The 23,240-nt window shown below is 44.9% G+C and carries 23 protein-coding genes and 1 pseudogene; 10 read left to right on the top strand and 14 right to left on the bottom strand.

The window, feature by feature from the left end:
- Positions 1 to 25: 25 nt before the first annotated feature.
- A complete protein-coding gene (truB, locus tag P253_RS09930) occupies positions 26 to 931 on the bottom strand; it encodes a tRNA pseudouridine(55) synthase TruB (RefSeq protein WP_016658489.1) in 906 nt (301 codons plus the stop codon).
- A gap of 149 nt (positions 932 to 1,080) precedes the next feature.
- Here truB and P253_RS09925 point away from each other — a divergent pair, with 149 nt between their 5' ends.
- From P253_RS09925 to P253_RS15900, 4 genes and pseudogenes are all read left to right on the top strand, one after another.
- Positions 1,081 to 2,109 carry a lipase secretion chaperone gene (locus tag P253_RS09925; protein ID WP_016658488.1) on the top strand — a complete coding sequence of 343 codons (1,029 nt, stop codon included), beginning with the start codon at positions 1,081 to 1,083 and terminating at the stop codon, positions 2,107 to 2,109.
- A gap of 412 nt (positions 2,110 to 2,521) precedes the next feature.
- Positions 2,522 to 3,508: an esterase/lipase family protein gene (locus tag P253_RS09920; RefSeq protein ID WP_016658487.1), complete on the top strand. Its 987-nt coding sequence runs from the start codon at positions 2,522 to 2,524 to the stop codon at positions 3,506 to 3,508.
- A gap of 87 nt (positions 3,509 to 3,595) precedes the next feature.
- On the top strand, positions 3,596 to 4,570 hold the full coding sequence (locus tag P253_RS09915; RefSeq protein WP_016658486.1) for a lipase family alpha/beta hydrolase: 975 nt from the start codon (positions 3,596 to 3,598) through the stop codon (positions 4,568 to 4,570).
- 71 nt (positions 4,571 to 4,641) lie between these two features.
- A pseudogene (locus P253_RS15900) lies at positions 4,642 to 5,623 on the top strand (esterase/lipase family protein).
- Between the two features lie 63 nt (positions 5,624 to 5,686).
- On the opposite strand, the gene rplS reads toward P253_RS15900, so the two are convergent.
- The 12 genes from rplS to ispH form a co-directional block, all read right to left on the bottom strand.
- Complete coding sequence (rplS, locus tag P253_RS09905; RefSeq protein ID WP_003792460.1) at positions 5,687 to 6,061, bottom strand: 50S ribosomal protein L19; 375 nt, start codon at positions 6,059 to 6,061, stop codon at positions 5,687 to 5,689.
- 206 nt (positions 6,062 to 6,267) lie between these two features.
- The gene (gene trmD, locus P253_RS09900; protein ID WP_016658482.1) at positions 6,268 to 7,008 is read right to left on the bottom strand and encodes a tRNA (guanosine(37)-N1)-methyltransferase TrmD; all 741 of its coding nucleotides are present in this window, start codon (positions 7,006 to 7,008) and stop codon (positions 6,268 to 6,270) included.
- Between the two features lie 26 nt (positions 7,009 to 7,034).
- Positions 7,035 to 7,583 carry a ribosome maturation factor RimM gene (rimM, locus tag P253_RS09895; protein ID WP_016658481.1) on the bottom strand — a complete coding sequence of 183 codons (549 nt, stop codon included), beginning with the start codon at positions 7,581 to 7,583 and terminating at the stop codon, positions 7,035 to 7,037.
- A gap of 28 nt (positions 7,584 to 7,611) precedes the next feature.
- Positions 7,612 to 7,869, bottom strand: a complete 258-nt coding sequence (rpsP, locus tag P253_RS09890; protein ID WP_004809941.1) for a 30S ribosomal protein S16 — start codon at positions 7,867 to 7,869, stop codon at positions 7,612 to 7,614.
- Positions 7,870 to 8,015: 146 nt separating this feature from the next.
- Positions 8,016 to 8,486 carry a type IV pilin protein gene (locus P253_RS09885; protein ID WP_016658480.1) on the bottom strand — a complete coding sequence of 157 codons (471 nt, stop codon included), beginning with the start codon at positions 8,484 to 8,486 and terminating at the stop codon, positions 8,016 to 8,018.
- On the bottom strand, positions 8,480 to 8,917 hold the full coding sequence (locus P253_RS09880) for a type IV pilin protein (protein WP_016658479.1): 438 nt from the start codon (positions 8,915 to 8,917) through the stop codon (positions 8,480 to 8,482). The genes P253_RS09885 and P253_RS09880 overlap by 7 nt, the downstream gene beginning before the upstream one ends.
- A 10-nt stretch (positions 8,918 to 8,927) precedes the next feature.
- Complete coding sequence (locus P253_RS09875) at positions 8,928 to 12,494, bottom strand: pilus assembly protein (RefSeq protein ID WP_016658478.1); 3,567 nt, start codon at positions 12,492 to 12,494, stop codon at positions 8,928 to 8,930.
- Positions 12,495 to 12,511: 17 nt separating this feature from the next.
- Complete coding sequence (locus P253_RS09870) at positions 12,512 to 13,279, bottom strand: hypothetical protein (protein ID WP_016658477.1); 768 nt, start codon at positions 13,277 to 13,279, stop codon at positions 12,512 to 12,514.
- Positions 13,279 to 14,403: a PilW family protein gene (locus P253_RS09865; protein ID WP_016658476.1), complete on the bottom strand. Its 1,125-nt coding sequence runs from the start codon at positions 14,401 to 14,403 to the stop codon at positions 13,279 to 13,281. Before P253_RS09865 ends, P253_RS09870 begins: the two co-directional genes overlap by 1 nt.
- 1 nt (position 14,404) lies before the next feature.
- Complete coding sequence (pilV, locus tag P253_RS09860; RefSeq protein WP_016658475.1) at positions 14,405 to 14,911, bottom strand: type IV pilus modification protein PilV; 507 nt, start codon at positions 14,909 to 14,911, stop codon at positions 14,405 to 14,407.
- Positions 14,908 to 15,351 carry a GspH/FimT family pseudopilin gene (locus P253_RS09855; RefSeq protein ID WP_016658474.1) on the bottom strand — a complete coding sequence of 148 codons (444 nt, stop codon included), beginning with the start codon at positions 15,349 to 15,351 and terminating at the stop codon, positions 14,908 to 14,910. The genes pilV and P253_RS09855 overlap by 4 nt, the downstream gene beginning before the upstream one ends.
- A 164-nt stretch (positions 15,352 to 15,515) precedes the next feature.
- Positions 15,516 to 16,466 (bottom strand): 4-hydroxy-3-methylbut-2-enyl diphosphate reductase, encoded by a 951-nt coding sequence (gene ispH / locus P253_RS09850; RefSeq protein ID WP_016658473.1) that lies wholly within the window; start codon positions 16,464 to 16,466, stop codon positions 15,516 to 15,518.
- Positions 16,467 to 16,600: 134 nt separating this feature from the next.
- Between ispH and gmk the strand changes: the two genes are divergently transcribed.
- The 6 genes from gmk (at position 16,601) to bfr (ending at position 21,422) form a co-directional block, all read left to right on the top strand.
- On the top strand, positions 16,601 to 17,224 hold the full coding sequence (gmk, locus tag P253_RS09845; RefSeq protein ID WP_005180457.1) for a guanylate kinase: 624 nt from the start codon (positions 16,601 to 16,603) through the stop codon (positions 17,222 to 17,224).
- Positions 17,225 to 17,300: 76 nt separating this feature from the next.
- Positions 17,301 to 17,582, top strand: a complete 282-nt coding sequence (rpoZ, locus tag P253_RS09840; protein WP_005013174.1) for a DNA-directed RNA polymerase subunit omega — start codon at positions 17,301 to 17,303, stop codon at positions 17,580 to 17,582.
- 223 nt (positions 17,583 to 17,805) lie between these two features.
- Positions 17,806 to 19,905, top strand: a complete 2,100-nt coding sequence (locus tag P253_RS09835; protein ID WP_016658472.1) for a RelA/SpoT family protein — start codon at positions 17,806 to 17,808, stop codon at positions 19,903 to 19,905.
- A gap of 71 nt (positions 19,906 to 19,976) precedes the next feature.
- Entirely contained in the window at positions 19,977 to 20,360 is a 384-nt protein-coding gene (locus tag P253_RS09830; RefSeq protein ID WP_016658471.1) for a RidA family protein, read from the top strand.
- A 154-nt stretch (positions 20,361 to 20,514) separates the two neighbouring features.
- Positions 20,515 to 20,709, top strand: coding sequence for a bacterioferritin-associated ferredoxin (locus tag P253_RS09825; RefSeq protein ID WP_035363392.1), 195 nt, complete (start codon positions 20,515 to 20,517; stop codon positions 20,707 to 20,709).
- 248 nt (positions 20,710 to 20,957) lie between these two features.
- Positions 20,958 to 21,422 carry a heteropolymeric bacterioferritin subunit Bfr gene (bfr, locus tag P253_RS09820; RefSeq protein ID WP_005180468.1) on the top strand — a complete coding sequence of 155 codons (465 nt, stop codon included), beginning with the start codon at positions 20,958 to 20,960 and terminating at the stop codon, positions 21,420 to 21,422.
- Between the two features lie 111 nt (positions 21,423 to 21,533).
- Here bfr and P253_RS09815 read toward each other — a convergent pair whose 3' ends face one another.
- The gene (locus P253_RS09815) at positions 21,534 to 23,174 is read right to left on the bottom strand and encodes a PglL family O-oligosaccharyltransferase (protein ID WP_016658469.1); all 1,641 of its coding nucleotides are present in this window, start codon (positions 23,172 to 23,174) and stop codon (positions 21,534 to 21,536) included.
- Positions 23,175 to 23,240 lie beyond the last annotated feature (66 nt).

Below are 23,240 nucleotides of genomic sequence, written 5' to 3'. Positions count from 1 at the left end.
CCTATGGCCTCAGTGCAAATGAAAATTAGAGATTCAGGACCCGTTTGGGTACCAGACGTTTTTTATCGGTAATTTCCGCCAGACCCAAACATTTCTCGCCCTCAAATACCAATACCTGAGTTGCCGCCGCATGGTCAATATTACTTTCCATGCCGTGACAAAAATATTCAGCTCGACCTTCTGGTACCTGTACCTGTGGAAAATGCTCAATTGGTGCATAAACCGGCAGCAACAGTGCTTCACGCTCGGCTTCACTCAGGCTTTCCAGATAGTCTAGGGTATAGCTTGGGATCAGATCAAAATGCCCGGTCTGAATACGGTGCAAATAGGTCAGATGCCCATAGCTGCCGAGCGCCTTGGCAATATCTTCACCGAGTACACGAATATAGGTGCCTTTGGAACAGGTCACATCCAGGGTGATACTATTGTCAGTAAACCCTAGCAGCTCCAGCGCATAAATACTGATGGGACGCGCATCCCGTTCAATTTCAATGCCTTTACGGGCCAGCTCGTATAAGGGACGGCCTTCTTTTTTCAGCGCTGAATACATCGGTGGCACCTGCTGAATATCGCCAGTAAATTGTGCCAGGACAGCTAAAATCTTTTCTTCAGTCAATGCCGGTACCGTAGCCTCTAACAGCACTTCACCTTCAACATCACCGGTGGTGGTACTATGTCCCAGCTGAATGGTGGTCTGGTAACGCTTGGTCGAATCCAGAAGAAAATGCGAAAACTTGGTCGCCTCGCCCAGACAGATTGGCAATAAACCAGAGGCCAATGGATCTAAAGCACCGGTATGTCCGGCTTTTTGCGCACGATACAGCCAGCGCACCTTTTGCAGCGCAGCATTGGAGCTGATACCCAGGGGTTTATTCAATAAAAATACGCCATGCACAGGACGACGCTGAATTTTAGGAGAAGATGCTTTCATGGCAAAAATCGGACAATTCTAAACTGCGCCATGGTAGCAACCTGAGCACAAGCTTTACAACTTTTCTATAAAACAATGTCATTTTTATGGCATATTGAGGCCAAACCGAAAACCTAAAATAAATACAATGGAAAAACAGGTGCATAGGAATGCAAAAACATAAATTATGGCTCTGGTTTGGCCTGATTACCGTGGCAGTGATGGGCATTATTTACTGGTTAATTCCCCATTCGCCACCATCCCCCGGTCATGCACAGGCCCCCACAGCGCGTACATCTGCAACCTCGCCTCTAGCCGTGAGCAGTCCAAACAGCTCTGCAACCCTGCCCTTTTTAAGTCCCAGTCAGCAGGACACTGAAATTAACTGCCAGTTACAGCTCGACTCGGGCAACCGGCTGATGGTCAATGAACAGACCCGCAACTGTTTTGAATATTTTATTACCCAATACGGCGAGAAATCCCTGGAGCAGATCCGTCAGGATTTTCAGCGTTATATCGCCCAGACCCATCAGGAACCGGCCTTGGGACAAATTCTGGATTTATGGAAGCGCTATCTGGATTATCGGGAGCGTTTGGGGGAATTGCAGCCGCCGCAACTGGATCCGGACAGTCCGCAATATTACCGCAGTATTTTTACTAGCATGAAAAACCTGCGTCAGCAGTTTTTCTCGGCCTATGAAATTGAGGGTCTGTTTGGGGTGGAAGATGTTTATCATGACTATACCCTGGAACGACTCAGCGTGATGGACAATAAACAGCTCTCCGAAGCAGAAAAAGCCCAGAAATTAAAAGCCCTGTTTGAGCAACTACCGGAAGACTGGCAGGCCAATCTGGAACAGCTCAACAAGCTGGAAGATTTAAGAGCACTGACCGCAGAAATTAAAGCCCGCGGTGGCTCCAGTACAGAACTGCGCCAGATGCGCCTGAATCTGGTCGGGCCTGAAGCCACGCAGCGTCTGGAACAGCTGGATGTCGAGCGCAGCCACTGGAAAACCCGTGTCATCCAATATTTAAATGAACGCGATCAGATTCTCAGTGCCGGCCTAAATGATGCCGCCAAACAGCAGGCAGTCGCAGAATTACGTCAACAGTATTTTAATAATCCGCAAGAACAGCTGCGGCTGGATACCTTTGAATCAGTGCACGATCAGGGCGGTAAACTGCCTTTTGCCGAATAACATCCTCTAAAGATGACTCATCCATTATTTTGGTGGATGGGTCTATTTTTATCTTTCTACTAAGCTTCTACCCCCTATTTTTTTATCAATATCTTTGCCATTTCACCTGCACGTCCTCAACCAGTTATCGGCAACTACAAAAAATAACCGAATGGCTAATGACGATTTCAAGAAAACTGTTTATTTATACTAAAAAATGGATTTTAAAATTACTAAGTCATTATAAAAACAGTAATTTTTGATAAATTTTGGCCTGAAATGACATATTTGCAGGCAGGCTGCCGGGATGAGCACTCATCATTCCATGTAAATCGAAGACATCATCACATTTTTATGCAAAGCACGACAAAGAAGGAATTTTTGACAGGTGGTACTGCATTAATAAAACAAAAAATGAGATGAAGGATCAATCATGCATCATTTAAAACAAAAAACCACATGGGGTTCAGCCCTGTTAGTTGCTACGGCCCTGTTTGGCTTAAGCACACCCGTACAGGCCGAACCGGGCGTCTTGCAGGTTCAAGAACGCGCCATCAGCCATTATGCCCAAACCCGATATCCAATTGTCATGACCCACGGCTGGCTTGGCTGGTCGCGAATTGGCAATGAAACTTTCAATAAGGATTACTGGTACCAGATTTTGCCCGATCTGGCGCGTCACGGCGCCACTGTGTTTGCCGCACAGCTATCTCCAGCACATCAGACCGAATTTTGTGGTGAACAGCTGATTCACCAGGTGGAAGATGTGCTGGCCATTACGGGCAAAAATAAGGTCAATCTGATTGGCCACTCACATGGCGGCCCGACTGTAAGTTATGTGGCGGCGGTCAAACCTGAATATGTGGCCTCAGTCACCGGTATTGGTGGCACGTTCCGCGGCTCTAAAGTGGCCGATGATATTCAGAACAGTACGGCACTGCGTACCGTCTTCAATCTGGTCGGTGATTATATGATTGCCCCGCTCATCAGTTATGCCCAGTTACAGCCAGATATGCCCATCAACTTTGATGCCTCGATGAAATCCCTGACCGAAACCGGTTCTGCGGACTTTAACCGCCGTTTCCCGACCACGGCACTGGCAGCAAACTGTGATCAGGCCGGCGCTGAAGTTGATCGCGGGATCCGCTACTACTCCTGGACCGGCACTGCACAAGCCACCAATCTGCTGGATATCGACACCATTCTGATGCAACTCGGGCCGCTGTCGTATGGCAATAAGGACAATGACGGCATGGTGGCACGTTGCAGCTCGCATATTGGCAAGGTGATTCGGGACAACTACAACCTGAACCATACCGATCTGGCCAATATGATGTTCGGACTGACCGGCCGCTTTGCCCCGGATCCGGTGGCACTGTTCCGTCAGCATGCCAATCGCCTGAAACAGCAACAGCTCTAGACTTTTAAATTGCCTTGGTGACAAGGCTGAACACCGTACAGATCGTAAGCGGTCTGTACTCACAATAACAAGACTGAGGATTTAACAATGAAATATGGATATCTCATCGCCGGTATGGCCGCCACTGTATTGAGCGGTACCACACAGCTGCACGCCTCAAACAGCACCCAGGTCAAGGCACCTTTTATTAGCTCGCAGTATGCCAAAACCAAATATCCGATTGTATTTAGTCATGGTATGAGTGGCTTTATTACCCTAGGGACCGACAATTTTGGCCTGGATTACTGGTATCAGATTCTGCCAGATCTGGCGCGCCACGGCAGCAATGTCTGGGCCACCCGGGTATCGCCATTTAACTCCAGTGAGGTCCGTGGCGAGCAGCTGGCACAGCAAGTCGAGGAAATTCTCGCTGTGACCGGTGCCGACAAAGTTAACCTGATTGGCCATTCGCATGGCGGGCCTACCATTCGTTATGTGGCCGGGGTAATGCCAGACCAGGTGGCATCTTTAACTGCGGTGGGTGCACCGAATAAAGGCTCGCCAGCGGCCGACCTGATTTTAAAAGCAGAAGGCTCGCCGGTTGAAGGGCCATTGGTTGGTGCAGTCAATCTGGTGTCCAAAGCCATTACCTGGGCGCAAGGTCTGGACCCGAACAGCTTCCCACATGATTCTCTTGCTAGTGGCAGCAGCCTGACCCTGGCCGGCTCGGCCAAGTTTAACCAGAAATTCCCGCTGGGGATGCCAACCACAGCCTGCGGTGAAGGTGCCTATAAACAGAATGGGGTTGTGAATTATTCCTTTACCGGTATTGGTACAGTCACCAATATTCTGGACCCGGACTCTGCCCTGAAAATCACCAGCTTGCTGATTGATGGCGGCAAAGAAAATGACGGTCTGGTCTCTCGCTGTAGTGCCAAGTTTGGGAAAACCATCCGCGATGACTATAACTGGAACCATTTAGATGAAGTCAATCAGTTTCTGGGCCTGAAAGCCGTATTCGCCCCCGATCCGATCAGTGTCTACCGCCAACATGCCAACCGTTTAAAACAGCAAGGCTTGTAAACTTAAGGATGATCTGCCCTGCTCTTTTGAGCAGGGTTTTTATTTTTAATGATGAAGAAAAATGGAACTTTATGAAAATAAAAATTTTACTTACCCTCATGACAACTGTACTGTGCTGTGGAACGGTACTGGCACAAGACAGCCATGTGATTAAAGCCGAAAGCAAACGGGTGACCTCTGTTTATGCCCAAACCCAATATCCGATTGTGTTTGCACATGGCATGGTCGGATTTAACCGCATTGGTACCGATACCTTGGGCATGGACTATTGGTATCAGATTCTGCCGGATTTAGCGCGTAACGGCGGCAATGCCTAGGCAGCACGGATGTCGCCGTTTAACTCCAGTGATGAAGTCCGTGGTGAACAATATCTGGCCCAGCTCCAGGAGGTGATGGCCATCAGCGGAGCGAAAAAAGTCAACGTGATTGGCCATTCGCATGGAGCCCATGCGGTGCGTTATGCAGCAAGTGTAATTCCTGACCAAGTGGGTTCGGTACTGACCTTCGGTGGTGCCAATCAGGGTGTACCGTGGTGGCCTCCGATGTAATGAAATTTGCGGATCAAACAGGAAGCTCTGACCTGTTAAATGTACTAATCAGCAGTTTTGGCAAAGTGATCATGTGGGCACAAAGCCTGGACAGCAATGGATTTCCGCATAATGCCTTAGCTGCAGGTCATAGTACCTCGATTGAGGGTACCGCGGAATTTAATCAGCGTTTTCAGCTGGGCTTATCCTTAACACCCTGTGGTGAAGGCAAATATCAGGACCAGAGTATTGCCTTATATTCAATGACCACACAAGTCACCAATCCACTGGATGTTGGTGATGCTGCTATGAAAGCCCTTGATTTAATCTCGGCCCATAAAGGCGGTACCAATGATGGCATTGTCTCGGTCTGTAGGGCCAAATTTGGCAAACCATTCGGGATGATTTTCCATGGAATCATCTCGATGAAGTGAATTTACTGTTTGGTTTAAAAGGTACTTTTGCTCCAGACCCAGTCGCGGTCTATCGCCAGCATGCCAACCGGCTCAAACTGCAAGGTTTATAAACCAATATTCGGCCATAAAAAAATGCGCCATGGGGCGCATTTTTTTCAACGAGATAAAACTGATTAAGCTTCAGTTTTACGCGCTGGTAACTTTTCACGAATACGTGCAGCTTTACCAGACAATTCACGTAGGTAGTAAAGTTTAGCACGACGAACGTCACCACGACGTTTCACTTCGATTTTAGCAACGATTGGAGAGTGAGTTTGGAATACACGCTCAACGCCAACACCGCTAGAAATTTTACGTACGGTGAACGCAGAGTTCAGACCACGGTTTTTCTTCGCAATGACAACGCCTTCGAACGCTTGTAGACGCTCACGGTCACCTTCTTTAACTTTTACTTGAACAACTACTGTGTCACCTGGTGCAAAAGCTGGGATGTCTTGTTTAAGCTGAGCATTTTCAACAGCTTGAACTAAAGGATGCTTACCACTCATGGGGTATCTCCAATATGTGTGGGTCAGAAGAGGTCTGAGATCCACTGGGGCTAGAGGCTAAAGCGCATAGACCCGATTAACTTTCCCTTTATGCTTGACCGCTTCAAGACATAAAGAGCCTATTTAAGTACTTAATTTACATTAAGCAGTTTAGTTTGCTCGAAGCATAGCTTCTCGCCTTGCGCTCGGGTAAAGCAATGCTTTACTTACCCTCGCTCATCTTTTAGCCATTTCTTTTGCTGCTTGGTCAGTTCCACCTGTTCAACCAGTTCAGGTCGACGCTCAAGTGTACGCTGATAACGCTGCAAAAAACGCCATTTTTCAATATTCGCATGATGTCCCGACTTTAATACTTCAGGAACATCCAAACCTTCAAAATGGTCTGGCTTGGTATATTGTGGGCAGTCTAAAAGACCATCCACAAAAGAGTCTTGCACATGAGATTGTTCATCTGACATAACACCCGGAAGTCTCCGGATAATACTGTCCAACAACACCATCGCAGGCAGTTCACCGCCCGATAACACGTAATCTCCAATCGACCATTCCTGATCGACATATTTCTGGATTAAACGTTCATCGATACCTTCATAACGGCCACACAGCAAAATCAATCCGTCATATTGAACAAATTCTTGTACAGCGGGTTCATTTAAGGTTTGACCTTGTGGTGACATATACACCACGGGTACGTTGACCGCACCTGCTTCATGAGCAAGTTCTTTGGCACGGTGGATTGCTTTTGCCAGTGGCTCAGCCATCATTACCATACCGGGACCACCACCAAATGGACGTTCATCCACTCGTTTGTAGTTACCCTCAGCATAATCGCGAGGATTGATACAATGAATTTGCATCAACTCACGTTGTGCTGCGCGCCCGCTAATACCGAAACGTGTAATCGCTTCAAACATTTCAGGAAAAAGCGTAATGACTGCAAAAAACATCGCAGACTCCCGTATTTCCAAAAATATTAGTAATCTACGCCCCAATTGACATAAATACGACCTGTTTCGAGATCAACGCGTTGTACCACATCTTTATGCCATGGAATCATACGCTCTTCACCATCAATGCTGTCAGCAGTTGCGCGAACCACCATCACATCGTTAGCGCCTGTTTCAAACAGTTCGTGGATTTGACCGAGATTAACTTCCTGTTCCTCATCATCCAGACCTAACACGGTTAGACCTTTTAAATCAGACCAGTAATACTCATCCACACCTGCTTGCGGCAGTTGCGATTTTGAAATCCAGATATTTGCACCAACCAGACCGTCTGCTGCGGTGCGATCGCTCACACCTTTTAAGCTGACAACCAGGCCTTTGCCATGTGGTTTCCAACGTTTTACATCGACAGTTTGCCAACCTGCTTTGGTCTCAATGTACCAAGGCAGGTAGTCAAACATGTTGCTCATGGGTTCTGTATTGGAATAGACCCAGAGCCACCCATTTAATCCATATGCTGAACGTAACTGTCCAATCTGAATACGATCTTCGGGTACATTCTGTGTTGGTGTCATGGGCTACCTACTACTTAATTCTTTAAAATTATGCAGCAGCTGCAGCTTTCTTCGCTTGAGCAGCTAAAGAAGCAACACGTTCAGAAGGTTGAGCACCTTGTGCTACCCAGTGAGCAAAACGGTCAGCATCTAAACGAAGTTTTTCTGCTTTACCTTGCGCTGTAGGGTTGAAGAAACCGATACGTTCAATGAAACGACCGTCACGTGGATTGCGGCTATCAGTTACAACGATTTGATAGAATGGACGCTTTTTAGCACCACCGCGAGTAAGACGAATAACTACCATGATACAACCTTATAGTTTTTACGGATTATCCCTGTACCGACCATCGATACATTTCAAACCCCTTTCATAGAGGGCAATATTCTACGCTAAATTCCGCACGAGGGAAAGATCAAAAAATGATTTATCCACAGTTTTGAATTTGGAAGTTAGCGACCATCCCAATTTGTAGTGGCTGACGGCACACAGGCAGTCCCACTATTAATGTCGGTTCCTTTGGTCCAACAACGCTCACCACGATAATTTACAACCAAATGCCCATCACCTTGTTGTGCTGATCCAGCAATTGGAGTTGCTGTTAACGTCCACGCTGATGATGTTAACGCTGATGGAGTACCGCTCACAGGGCTTAAATTTACAGTATATAAAGCTGTCCCCTGTGTCGGATAAGCCGCTGCTATTCCCACATCACTAGTTGTTGCACCCGTTACCTTAAAATTAGCAATTTTGTAGCGTTGAATTTGACTCGCAATTTCAGTCAAGTTGGCCTTCATATCTGCTCGTTTTGTACGACGTACAGAGTCTTGATAAGAGGGATAGGCAATTGCTGCTAGAACTGCAATTACCGCAACAACGATCATTAACTCAATAAGAGTAAAGCCTTTTTGCTGTATTACCATGCCTCCCCTCCAGTGCCACACCCTGTATAACTAATGTTTTCAGCAGTCAAATTTTTACACCGAATTCCAGTGCTTGTAATTAAGTAGTTATAATTTTTTGCATCTGTTGTCGTCGCTTTTAACACCCAAGCATGACCCGCAGCATCTGTTGCATTTAATAATTTAGTCGTATTTGTACCATCTTTGAGTTCAAAGCTATAGGTTCTAGGAGTACTTAATGTTTGAGCAGAAAAATCAAATCCCTTATAACTAAAATTTCGTGCTTTATGCCGTTCAAGTAATGTCGCAATGCGCTTCAACTCTTGTTGTGCTTTCGATGTCTCTGCTCTACGGATATAAGCTTGATAGGATGGAATTGCGATTGCTACGAAAATCGCAACAATCACAACAACGACCATGAGCTCGATTAAGGTGAAACCATTTTTTTTCATAGATCACCTATTATTTTTCATACCAACGTTGTGCAATTAATTTAATAGTCGTTGCATATTGATCATTTAAATTATTACCAATAATCGCACCACCAACTAAACGTGTTGTACCATCACCACCACTCGCAATCGCATGGTTTTGAATCCCTGGTCCATGATCGTCACTATAGTTCGTATTTGTGCGACTTGGATAGTCTGCCGCTGAACATTGACCAAATGGCATACAGAAGATTTGTACTTTACTTACCCCTTGCACACCACCACCACACGCACCCGTTAAACCTAAACGACTTGCATCATAGCTACTCACATACAGGTCATAATCAATTACGGTTGGTGAGTAGAATATCTTTTCATGTTGAATTTTCGTACCACCTGGGAGTTTATAATACCAACCTGATGAGGTTGCATAAGGTGCAACCAATGCTGTCATGTTATCCTCGGTCTGCTGGAAACGATTCTCCATAGTGAGTTCATTGATCGCAAGTGAACCAGTCGCACCCACTGCTGTATCTTGAGTATTCATTGTACTTGCAGTATATAGATCAGAGCGAGTTACGTCTTTATCGTAAATCGTATATAAAGCATCATAGTGTCGACCCGAATCATATCCAGCTAAAGGATGACTCAAATTCCCACTACCAATCGAAATGCCTGCAAATAAATTACCACTTGCACTGTCTTCAAAAATCGCAAACGATGGCGCAGCGTAGAAACGTGGGCTCGTTCCACCCGAAGCATGCATATTCATAATACGAGTTGAACGTGTCGCAAATGCACCACTGGTTGACGCGTTATTATTCAGATCAATGCGGAAGACTTGTCCACCTAAATCACCAAAATAAAGATGATCGACTAAACCATCGTTGTCTCGGTCGGCAGTTTTAATTTCACTTACCACACTGTATTTCATATTGGCATCTTTCAGCGCAATCACGCCGGAGTCGGTTGTAGCAGCCGTAGTAGCTGAAGCATTATTACTTGCCCACCACAACAAATTACCTGCATCCGCACCATCGGCACTAAACATATACACACCCGCACCAATACCATTGTCTTGGTCGTAGGTATCACTTTCATATCCTCCATTATTGGCTTTACCTGTGGTACCGCCTGCGTCATAACCGCCCCCCACAAACATCACCATTTTTCGGCTGCCTTGCCAGTTTACCCAAGCAATTTTAGGTTTCGACCAACTTTCGCCCATATAGCTTAACGGTGTTCCTGAAGCAGCGGCATCTGGATTAATATGGAATTTTAAAGATGGACTACTCATATCTGTCAGGTCAAGTGAGTAATAGCTACGACCACCCATACGTAAACCACCATAAACAAACTGCTTACCCTTGAGTGTCGTTGTACCTGTCGTAGTTTTCCCCGTACCGACGGTTAAAGTACCATCCGCCTTAGGTACATATTCGGTATAAGCCGTCCACGGCGCATCTATACCATAAAATAAATTTGCTGTTCCACCTGTGGTTTGATCAGGGGTTAAGAAAGCTTTACTTTGGTTTTCAACCATTTCATTTGGAACGAATGCAAATATTTCCTTACCACCACCATTGGTTGAGGTGTAGTCATCAGCTTTCACCACATGCAATAAACCTTGTGTACTACCAAACAATACATAATCTTCACGACCACTCGATTCAAGCTGTTTGGTCGAGGCGTTATAGGTTATTTTACCTTCATTCGATAGTAATAACGGTGACGAATGCATGACCGCACCCAATTGACGCAAATTAAACAAACTCATAATGTCTGAACGTTTTGGATCATTGACAGCCCAATCTGCACTGTTAATTTGGCGTAAAGTCGAACTATTACTGACCGCAGCCGTAGCACTATCAACTACACGATTGGTCCATAATTTACGATTATCAACCGTAGCCCCAGCAACGATTGTGGCAAGTGGCAATTGTGACCACGCCCCACCCATACGGGCGAACAACTCACTACCCTGTAAAGTTTCAGCACCTTTGGCAATCGTGGCATCCGAACTCACAGCTGGTGCCCAGTAGTCATGTGTCCCTGTAATTAATTGACCTACGTCATTGGTTACGTCTTCTTTTACCTCGGCAGCGCCAACGATATCACCATTTTTACCGACCAAACGACCCACATTATTGACTCGGTACTTTTTCATATTCCCAGCCCAAAGCTGGTTGCCCACAGTAGTGGTTTTAGTTGGCGTTGGTTTAAATTGAGAAAAGTACGCATTACTTTGTATAAGCACTGGGTTTAGTGGGTCTTGTGGGATAGTCGGCGCACCAGTCGTCATATACGGAATATCAACCTTACCGACATCGGCAATAAAATCTTTAATTGTTTTAGATAAAGTATCAGGGTCTTGTACAGAGTAATACCCACCACCACCATTTAAACCTGCATAAGCAGCATACCTTTTATTTTCTTTTATTTTACCGTCGCTAATGGATTGAACGTCGGTATTGATGGTCGTTTGAGAGGTCAATTCAGGATCGTATGGTTGCAAATCAGGCAGTCCGAGTGTCATGTCGGTACCATAACTCACCACAACCGATTTTACAGGCACACTAATTTTGGCTTTACCTGCCATTAGACGGGTTGCAGCAGCATTAACACATTGCCATGCAGCACCAGTATTTCCTGTTGAGCCACCACTACCACCATTTGCACATTGGCTCGCACTACTACCAGATAATTGACTATCTGTTCCTGTTCGCAAGATTTTATTTAATTGATCACGTCCTGCGCCAATATCGTCATCAACAGGCATACCAGATGTCAAAGTAAAAATACCATAACCCGAACATTGGTCTGCTGTTCCTAAAGCCACATTTGCTGAATCGGTCAACAAACCATGCGCTGCGTTGCCGTAGCCTAGAGCCACAGGTACTGTTTTTTCTTTTAAATTCGTTTCCGATTTACGAATTCCTGCGACAATCCGACTTAATTGATCACGCCCATCAGTACAACCTGTATAAGGTGCGGTATCGCAAATCGCACCAGTACTTGCGTTATACCACGCTAAAGGCACAGGCCGAGTGACATCGGCACTGCCATCTTGCGGGGCCGCTGTATGTTGAGGAAAGAAATTCAACCCAATTTTGACATTTGATCCCAAAGCTGCATCATTAATTACCTTGAGAGCACCACGCTTTAACATGGTTAAACGGCTATAACATTTACGATCACCCGAAGCCGTAGATGGACATAGGTTTGTGACTCGAGTTTTAGCAGCGCCAGTTAAACCATCATAAGTTGCTTTTGGCATTACGCAGTAAGCTGCTTCATAGGTATAAGACTTTGTTCCAGTGGTCCATGTTTCAGACTCGATTTTATATTTTTCACCCTTATCTTTACACTCAACCCCTGGAAAGTCCATTCCGATTGTACCATTTCCCCCATTGGTACCATCGGGGTCACCCGACATAAAAGTCGAGTTATCCAAATTCAACATCACCCGTGCTTTACCGTCAGAAGCATTCGGTGCTTTATAAATTTCAATATCGCTGGCATTATTGGCTGTTACACACAGCATTAACGTGGTTAATACTGAGAGCTTAAATGTCATTATTTTTGCTGTATTTTTCATGGTTTAATCCCTCAACATTAAGTACGGTCAAAAGCTTGCGTTAAGTTGTATTCGGCAATTTGCGTATTTACTGGCACACCCAAATCTTGCAAACATTGCGACACACTTTTATTCATGCCTGTGGCAGGTGTCACACCACTCGGAATGACCACCTGATTCATGTGTGTAGAAAAACAATTATTAATATCTGTATCGTTTGCTGTGCTCATTGAAGGTACAATTGAAGTCGCAGTAACCAATATTTTTTCTGACTTATCAATCTTGGCAGACTCCGCGTCGGTTCCTCTTTGCATATGTTCGAATGCCCGATCTAAATTACTTGAGGCATCGGTATTCACCTTAATTGAAACTTGAGTCATGACCGCTTTACGACCACTGGTAAAGAAATTATTACTGCTATCCATCTTACAATAACCATCTATACCTAACTCGCTGTTATTTGGAGCTGTTCCCGACACCCATTGCATAAAACTGGCGCGTGAAAAATCATAAAACTCAGTCGCAGTCCCTTTATAGCAAAACACCAACTCCTTACCCTTATTGGCATCGCTTTTTACCAAACCAAATAATCCATCATAGGCCGTGTTTCTTTCAATAAGATCAGGGTCTTCAACATTAAAAATTGCGGAATCGGAGTTTTGTACCAACAACTGCTGTGCTTGGCTATTGGTGGCAATATTTAAGGTGGTCAAACTGCTTCGGATGGCTAATGTCCCAATCATAGTAATAATGACCAATAGAATTAGAACAACAATTAATGTCGCACCTTCTTGTTTTGTTTTCATTATTCTCGCTCCCCGAGTGCATTACGCAACGCGATGGTTTGCGAGACCACTTGACGAATATATTTAGGATCGGTTGATGTTTTAAGCTTTACAGTTTGGTCAAGAATCTGGAATTGCTGATCTGCCCTCACTGCAGATTCCGCTCCAACCGATTGCGTTGAACGCACCAAAGCACCCAATTGAATAGATAAAATACGCGGACGAGGTGCAGTCATTCCCATATAGTCTTTAATCGACAGATACTGATGAGTTGTGCTCGCAGGTGTACTCGCCGCAGCGGCAACATCACTTTGTACGCCGAGCAATACACGGAAATGATCAACACGTTTCATAATAATTTCACCCGCACCACCATAATTGGTAATCGCAGTTGGTGCAGTTGCAGGAATTGTTGCAGGAATAGCTGGTGAGCTTCCTGTTGCTGGAATATCACCATGAAAATCGCCTATTGCATAATATCCAGCATCACATGCGAGCGCTAAAGGAGAGGTTTCATTAGTGGCTTGATTATCATCTTCTCTTAAGAAATAACGTTGCACATAAATTCTTAAGTTTTCAGCTGCAGAGAAACGAATTTCATTACCTTCACAATCAAATCCACCCACATACTCATCATCCGTATCATCTGTTGGGGTAGTTTTAGGGTCAATGGTGTATTGCGGTAAATATTGAATCACCAATTGATCACTGGTCAGAGCCGTACCCGAAGTATCTTCCGCATTCGAAGAACCCGTCCATTGAGGGCTTGTGCCAACTGCTACACGGTCATCACCCTGAGAAAGCAAGGCATCAGCAACCACAATAGTGGTAGGTAGAGTTGGGCTTTTTACTCCTGAGGCCTCAACAACATCGTCCGATGCGTCTGAAGTCAATACCACACCACCATATAAAGTTTGGTCATTAATTGCCGCAGTACTGGTGTTAAGGTTAGCCAAACGAATGTCTTTGGTAATATAATTTAACCCAAAATTAGCATTGTCTTGTAGCTCCGCCACACCTCTTTGCATCATTACACTACGCTGCCCGGTAATAAACAATAAAATAGCAGCTGCGGTAACAATCAACCCTAAGGTCAATGAGATCATTAGTTCGATTAAGGTAAAACCTAATTGTTTTTTCTTCATTTTAATAGGTCTCCATAATTACACAGGTCGAGCTAGGATTATAGGATGTCCCATTGGTACAGTCGCCACTACCAGTACCATCCGTCGCACTGGTATCTCCCCAAGCAACATACAAGCAATTTCGACCATCATTATTACCAGCACAAGACAATATGTTAACTGTCATCCCCAAGTCGGCCGCTTTCCCTGTGACTTGAGACACATCAAAATCAGCCAAATCTGCAGTACTGCATGCATTGGTCATACAGTTTGTATTGTATGCAACCTGATTCGCTGCAGTAGCAGTTTGGGCTTTATAGGCAGCCAGTCCATCGCGATTTGCTCGAATTCGCTCCGCTAAGTCGCGTGCAATATTGATCGCTTGAACGCGATTTATTGCTTCAGATGTTGCCTCTACAGCCCGATATTGCAATGCAACAAATCCTAAAATCCCAATTGCCAAGACCAGCAAAGCCACTAAAATCTCAATTAAACCAACACCCTTTTGACTCGACATTATTATTTTCATGAGCATGTTCCCTCAGTAATCTGCTGTATGGTGCCCATTCTCGAAATACTCACAGTTCTTGATAATTCACCAGATACCTGCTCACAGATAGTAAAAGACGTATCCGCTGTTGCACTCTTGATTAAACCGGTAGCTAAAAATGTAATACTTGTTGGTGAACCAGTTTTCAACACTGCTTTTCCTTCTGGCATCCAATTTAATTGCGTCAAAGAATCAGCAACCGCTGAAGTATTTAGTTGCACAGTAACTTCCCTACGCTCTAATGCTGCTTTTGACCTTGCTTGAACCAATACATTGGCTAACTCTTGCGTACTTTTTTTTAAGTTTTGCTTTAGCAACATATTGCTGAAAGAAGGCACAGCAATCATTGCGATAATCGCCATCACCGCAATGGTCACCATCAACTCAATTAAGGTGAACCCGTTTTCTTTATGTCGCATACTCCCCCCAAAGACACAGACGTTGCCCTATTAAAAATAGTAACCAACAACTTTACAAAACCCTCACACTTCAGGATAAAAGGCATAAAAAAGCAGATAACCGTCATTTAACGGTTATCTGCCTATTTTTAATCAGTTTTTTAAAGTGTTATATGCTTCGCAGTTTAAGCTTGTGTTACAGGAATGCGTAACTCTTTGGGCAAACTAAAGGTAATATTTTCTTCACGTCCAGCCAGCTCTTCAGGTGCTGTTGCACCCCAATCCTGTAAGCGTTGAATCACCTGTTTAATTAAAATTTCAGGTGCAGATGCGCCCGCAGTTACACCAATTTTTGTATTTGCTTTAAACCATGCTTGGTTTAATTCATCGGCATTATCTACCAAGTAGGCTTGTTTCCCCATACGCTCTGCAAGTTCGCGTAAACGGTTAGAGTTAGATGAATTTGGCGAACCCACCACCAACACCACATCGCATTGATTGGCTAAGTCGCGTACAGCATCTTGACGGTTTTGGGTGGCATAACAAATATCGTCTTTGCGTGGCCCTTGAATATTAGGATATTTCTGGCGCAAGGCATCAATGACTTTAGCAGTATCATCAATCGACAAAGTAGTTTGTGTCACAAAAGCCACTTTATCTGGATGCTGAACCGCAAGTGCAGCCACATCATCCTCATCTTCTACCAAATAAATTTCGCCACCATTTTTCTTGTCATACTGACCCATCGTTCCTTCAACTTCGGGGTGTCCTTCGTGACCAATTAAAATCGCCTCTGTGCCTTCTCGCGCATATTTGGTGACTTCAATATGTACTTTGGTGACCAACGGACAAGTCGCATCAAATACTTTTAAGCCACGACGCTCCGCTTCTTGCTGCACCGCTTTAGATACGCCATGCGCACTAAAAATCACGATATTGTCATCTGGCACTTCATCTAGCTCATCGACAAAAATTGCACCGCGTTGGCGTAAGTCATCTACCACAAATTTATTGTGTACCACTTCGTGACGTACATATATAGGGGGATTAAAACACTCAAGGGCACGATTTACAATCGCAATTGCTCGGTCTACACCTGCACAAAAACCACGTGGATTCGCCAATACAATTTCCATAGAACCCTCTATGTTGAAGTTAAATAGGTAGGATGTTTAAAAATTTATGCCAACAAAAGCCATCTTGGCTATTTTGTTTAAGGGGCGTCTACTCTAAAATAGAGAAGATATTTTATCATATCAGGAAAAATATCATGTCGGGTCTATTGTTTGTCGTTTCTGCCGCCTCAGGAACAGGCAAAACATCCCTTGTTAAAGCCCTGCTTGAGCGTGTGAATAATTTACACGTTTCAGTCTCTCACACAACACGTGGTCAGCGTCCCGGCGAACTTGATGGTGTGCATTATCACTTCACACAAAAACAAGATTTTATCGACTTGGTAGAACAAGGCGGTTTTATTGAATATGCAGAAGTATTTGGCAACTATTATGGTACCGCGCAAGCAACGGTTAAAGAGCAGTTAGCCAAAGGTCACGATGTGTTACTTGAAATTGACTGGCAAGGTGCGCAGCAGGTGCGCAAACTTTTTCCTGAATCGAAACAGATTTTTATTTTACCGCCAAGCCAGTTTGACCTGCGCCAGCGCCTGTCCAATCGCGGCACCGATGCTGTCGATGTGATTGAACATCGCTTAAGCTGTGCGGTAGAAGATATGCAGCAATATGTCAACTTTGACTATGTGATTATCAATGATGACTTCAATAAAGCACTGCATGACCTGGAAGCCGTGATTATTGCCAACCGTCTGGTGTTAAGCCAGCAGGCCAACCGTCACCAGGAGCTGATCCAGAAGCTGATTACCCCTACAGCACCCTGATTAAAACTTGAGTCTTCAGACAAAGCACCTTATACTGCACAGTCTGTTTAAATTTACCATTCAAACGAGAACTCTTATGGCACGCGTCACCGTTGAAGATTGTTTAGACCATGTAGACAACCGCTTTGAGCTTGTACTAGTGGCAAGCAAACGCGCGCGTCAATTGGCACGTCAAGGAATTGAACCTACCGTTGAGTGGGACAACGACAAACCTACCGTTGTTGCTTTACGTGAAATTGCAGAAGGCCACGTTTCTAAAGACATTTTGAAACAACGCGATCAGGACTACCAAGCCTCTAGCCTTGACCTTGCACTTTCAGCAAATAACTTGAATTTAGATGGTTTTTCTTTCCAATAAGAAAATACATCCTGAAAAAGCCTAGTTTTTTACTAGGCTTTTTTATTATTTGAACTTTAATATTTGCGCAATAACCGTTATAACATAAGCATCGGAACTCGTAATTACAACGAGCTTTTATTTCGATATTTTCGGTGAAAAAAATTGACAAGTCATGCAATATGTTTTTCATTAGAAGATCAGTTTTTGTGATTGTTACGAGCATTGTAGTTAAAGGTGGTATATGCCAGGCGCAGAGGTCAGCCAAGCCAAACAGCAACTAAATATGATTATCGACGCTTACTTGAGTGAAAGCGATAGCGAGCGCGTGCTTGCGGCCTGTGACTATGCCGATCTGGCGCATGATGGCGTGACCCGTAAAAGCGGCGAGCCTTATATTCTGCATCCGATTGCGGTCAGCTGCATTCTGGCACATATGCGTCTGGATGCCGAAACCCTGATGGCGGCACTGCTGCATGATGTGATTGAAGATACCGAATTTAGCAAAGAAGATATTACTGAAAAATTTGGCCGGACCGTGGCCGAACTGGTCGATGGCGTCACCAAACTCAGCCATTCCAGCGATAAAGAATACAATAAAGCCGCGTCCTTCCGTAAAATTCTGCAAGCGACCCTGCAAGACCCGCGTGTGATCATTATTAAACTGGCTGACCGCTATCACAACATGACCACGCTAGATGCCTTGCGCCCAGACAAACGTGCCCGCATTGCCCAGGAAACTTTTGATATTTTTGTGCCGATGGCGCGTATTGTCGGTATGAATGAAATGGCCGACAACCTGGAACATCTGTGCTACCAGAATCTTGATCTGGATATGTTCAACAATGTTCAGGCTGCCCTGCTAGAAACCAAGCCGAAACGCTGTGAATATCAGGCCAAATGGGAAAAGAACCTGGCCGAGCTACTGCAATATCATCAGATTAGCGGCCGGATTAAAAAGAAAAATAACAATATCGAACTGCTCCGTTATTTCGTTAAAAATGACATCGATCTGCAAGAGCTGACTCACAGCCACGCCTTTGAAATTATTCTGCAAAGCATTGCCGACTGTGACCGCTTAGCCGATATTTTACGTGAACATTTTCAGGTGCTGCATTTTGCCGACCATATTCGCCGTCCGTTGCCCGGTGGCAACCAGTCACTGATGCTGCGCCTGAAAGGTGAAAAAACTACTTTATCCTTAACCATTCAAACCGAGCTGATGCGTAAAGCGGCCCGTTTTGGCGTGGTTCTCGGTGAGAATGCACCGCAAGCCTGTCGCTCGGCGATTCAGGCGTCCATGCAAAACCTGAACGTACTGATTGATGGCGCCTGTGCCAAAACCACCTTTAGCGAACTGCTGGATTATCTGCATCAGGAAAAGATCTGGGTTTATACTCCGCATGGCCATCTGCATGAATTACCACAAGGCGCCACCGCGGTGGATTTTGCCTATTCAGCCAGCCTGTTCCTCGGTAACCATGCCGTCGGTGCCAAAATTAATGGAGAAATCAAACCGCTGTCGACCCCGCTAACCAGCGGCCAAGTGGTGGAAGTGATTACCGATGTTTTAGCAACACCAAACCCGGACTGGCTCAGCTTTATTAACACCCAGAAAGCGCGCCGTGCCCTGCAAAATATTCTGCGTGACCAAGATATTGACGAGCAACGTCTGGTCGGTGAACAGGCCCTTAACCGTGCCTTAAAACTGTTTAACTGTTCGATTAAAGACTTAACCGAAGATGACTGGATTAACCTGCTGCAATGGCGTCATATCGATAGCAAAGAACGCCTGTTCGAACAGATTGCAGTCGGTGACCTGTTACCACAACTGGTGGCCAATCATCTTTATTCACAGGACAGCAGCTCGGAAGTTTCGGATCGTCTGATTCAGGGCACCGAAGGTATTGATGTCAAATATGCGCATTGCTGTAATCCGGTACTGGGTGATCCGATTCAGGGCCATTTATCCCGCCGTGGTTTAATTGTACATCGTGCGCGCTGCCATAACCTGCTGCATGAACAGCATCTGCATCCGGAAAATATCATGCCATTGCAGTGGAACTCGGATGATATCGATGACGTCAGCTTCACCGCCTATTTATGCATTGATATTGAAATGAATGATGAGCAGATTTCCGACCTGATCTATCAATGCCGTAAAGCCAAAACCGGGGTAGAAATGGTCCGTAGCCACGATGCCAAGACCTATGTCAATATTGTGGTAAATAACCGCAAGCAGATTGCCCAGATTATTCGTGACCTGCGTATGCATTTTGGCTTCCCGCGGATTATCCGTCTGGAACTGCCGCCTAATATTGCCGAAACATCCAAGGCCTGTTAATCATGATACGATAGTCCCGGGCCTGCCCGGCTAATCGTTTATGCTGTCCATACTTATAAAAGGAGAAATCGATGTCCCGCCAAGTGATCCATACTGAAAATGCGCCTGCTGCCATTGGTACATATTCTCAAGCCATTTTAGTTGGCAATACCGTGTACCTGTCAGGACAGATTGGCCTTGATCCTTACAGCATGGAACTGGTTGAAGGCATTGAAGCGCAAATCCGCCGTGTTTTTGATAACCTGAAAGCCGTCTGTGAAGCCGCAGGTGGCACGCTGGCTGATATTGCCAAATTGAACATCTACCTGACCGATTTATCCAACTTCCAGTTGGTGAACCAGATTATGGGTGAATATTTTGCCCAGCCATATCCAGCACGCGCCGCTTTAGGTGTGGCCAGCCTGCCCAAAGGTGCACTGGCTGAAATGGATGGTGTGGTGATTATTAATCAATAACTTAGCTGCACAAAAAAGATACCATCGATAAGATGGTATTTTTTTATTCAAAAACCCAATCACAACAAATGAATTTTCAAATGATTTTTATTGACAAACGATAATAATTATCAATAATAACACTTATCTTATTTAATTCTTCATGGTTGTATCAATGTACGTTTGCTTGTGCCGTGGTATTACAGATCAAGACATTAAAGACGCCGTAGCAAATGGTGCTGAAAGCTATCGCGAAATTCGTGACCTGCTGGATCTGGGAACCTGCTGTGGTCGCTGTGCCCCTGAAACTCGCGCCATCATTAGCGATGAAATTGCACAAATTGCGTCTCGTCTTGCCGTTGCTGCCTAAAGCTGACGTTTTATTGCTCTCCCGCATTTAAATATTATAATTTTACTCGGTGTTTCCTCTCCCGCTTTCGACTACAGCGGGTTTTTCTTGTCTTACATTTCTTCACACCGCCTAGCTAATTGTTTTTGATTGCGATTTTCATTTGCCGTTCAATAAATTACTCGCCATCCTGCATCATCTTGTTTAAGATAAAGCTCTAGATTGCCTTAAAACTGTTTAGGGCAGAAATTGTGAGATGGAGTAGTGCAATGAAAGGCAATCGTGAGGTGATTAATCAACTCAACCAAGTTTTGTATCATCACCTGACTGCAATTAACCAATATTTTTTACATTCGCGCATGTTTAATGACTGGGGCATTGAACAACTCGGTTCGGCGGAATATAAAGAATCAATTCGTCAGATGAAACATGCCGATAAAATTATCGAGCGGATTTTATTTCTAGAAGGTCTGCCAAATCTGCAACATCTGGGCAAACTGTATATTGGTCAGCATACCGTTGAAGTACTGAACTGCGATGTCCGTAAAGTCAAAGAAAATATTGAAGCCATTCAGAAAGCCGTCGTTTTGGCTGAACAGGAAATGGATTATGTAACCCGCGATCTGGTTCAGGAAATTCTGGAAAAAGAAGAAGAATATCTGGACTGGGCGACCACGCAACTGGATTTAACTGAATCTGTCGGTATTGAAAACTATATTCAGAGTCAGCTCTAAGCTCAATTAAAAAGATTAACTGCATAAAAAAGACCGGAAGTCCGGTCTTTTTTATGGATTGAGCAATGTGTTTCACATCCCAAACAGCAGCCTTAAAAATCAGCAGATGATTTATGGTTCCTGTCTGATTTCTGCTCCATCCAGCAAGCTGTCATAATCCACCTCGACCTTGCGCAAGGTCTTTAACAACTCCAGCTGCCGTTTGGCTTCTACTTCATAGCCATTAAAGGCCAGCACCCGGGCATATTTAAGCAGGTCATACTGGGTTGGATAGTTCAATACAATCTCATGAATCTGCTGCAATTGCTCCGGACTTTGCTGGCTATACGGATTCAGACGAATCCAGGCAATGCGGCGGTTAAATTCCTCGAGCAGATAAATCTGATCCTGGTTGGTGATTTTTTCCGGTGTCTTTTCATAACGCACCGATTGATTTAGCTTCGGTACCATCAGCTCATAATCACGATAAATCAGCAGCAGCAGGACTAAGCCCACGCCAAAGCTAACGCGCATGAATATTGGCGATAACTGCACGCCAGCCTTTGAACGTTGTGATTGTACAATTCCCAAGATAAAACCGGCGGGCAGCAGAAAATAGGCATAGTTCTGTGGAAATTCCAGCATGGCATGAATCAGGAAGGCACCGAGCACCAACAGACCAATCACCGAAATAGTTGAATTCACATGCCGATGCAGCTGATAACCCCAATAGGCCAGATAAGCCAACAATGGCAGGCCAATCAGCAGACCATTCCAGAGCAGCAGATCAAGCACGATATTGTGAGCGCTACGAATCCATACTGGCCCCTGGAAAAATTCGCTAATCGTGGTGTAAGCGACACTGGTCTGATGCCAGCCATAGCCAAACCAGGGCTGATGAGCAATTGCGTGTAGCATTTGCTCCCAGATTGCCAATCGTGACATATCACCGGTAGCGCGCTGTACCACATCACGAGACTGTACCGCTATATCTGCGCTTTGTGAGAGTAGCTGACTTACGGAAGGTGCAATAAAGATCAAACCGACAAAAGTGGCAAACCAAAGCGCACTATAGCACCATTTCAGGCGGATATAGCCTTGATATTGCTGATAACCGAGATAAGCCAGAATACACAGCGAGGCGACCCAAGAGGTCCGCGATTGACTTAGCACCACCCCGCTTAAGATGACCAAACCAGTTGCAACCAAAAGTACTGTTTTCAGTTTCTGTTTTTCATACAGATATAAACAGGCCATTAAGGACATGACCAGAAAGGTCGCCATATTATTTGGCTGGGCAAAGTTGGCATAAGGACGCTGGCCGGTACGAATATCGACTATAAATGGAAAATACTGGTCGATGGTCAGCCATTGGCAAATGGCCATGAGACCGGTTAGGGTGCCGACACCTAAAAGGACAAAACTTAAACCTGTAAATATTTTTTCTCGCTGCGCGTTATCTAAAGTCAGGTTATAGCCCAATACAATCGCAAACCAGAAGCCAAAGATATACAGGCTGCTAAATAGCGCTTTGTCAAAAAAGAATAGCAAACCACAAGCCCATTGGATAAATGGGATAGCAGTTAAGGCCAGTAAAGGCAGGCTAATTTTAGGGATAATCAGTTTTTCTTTTAGGAAAATAGCCGCTAAAGCGAACAGCGCAAGAAAAGCATATAGCTCGCCGGTATAGGTCACCCAAGGGCGGTAATGGATGGGAAGGAGCCAAGCGAGGGAGATAAAAATACCAGCGAGAAGCAAGAGGAAAAATTTCATGCTGCAAGAGTTGAGAAAAAGATGAGCTATGATAATCAAAAAAGCAGCTGAGGAAATCAGCTGCTT

Source organism: Acinetobacter indicus CIP 110367, from assembly GCF_000488255.1.
GTDB lineage: Bacteria > Pseudomonadota > Gammaproteobacteria > Pseudomonadales > Moraxellaceae > Acinetobacter > Acinetobacter indicus.
The sequence above is the reverse complement of the archived record's forward strand: the minus strand, read 5'-3'. Positions and strand labels throughout refer to the sequence as shown.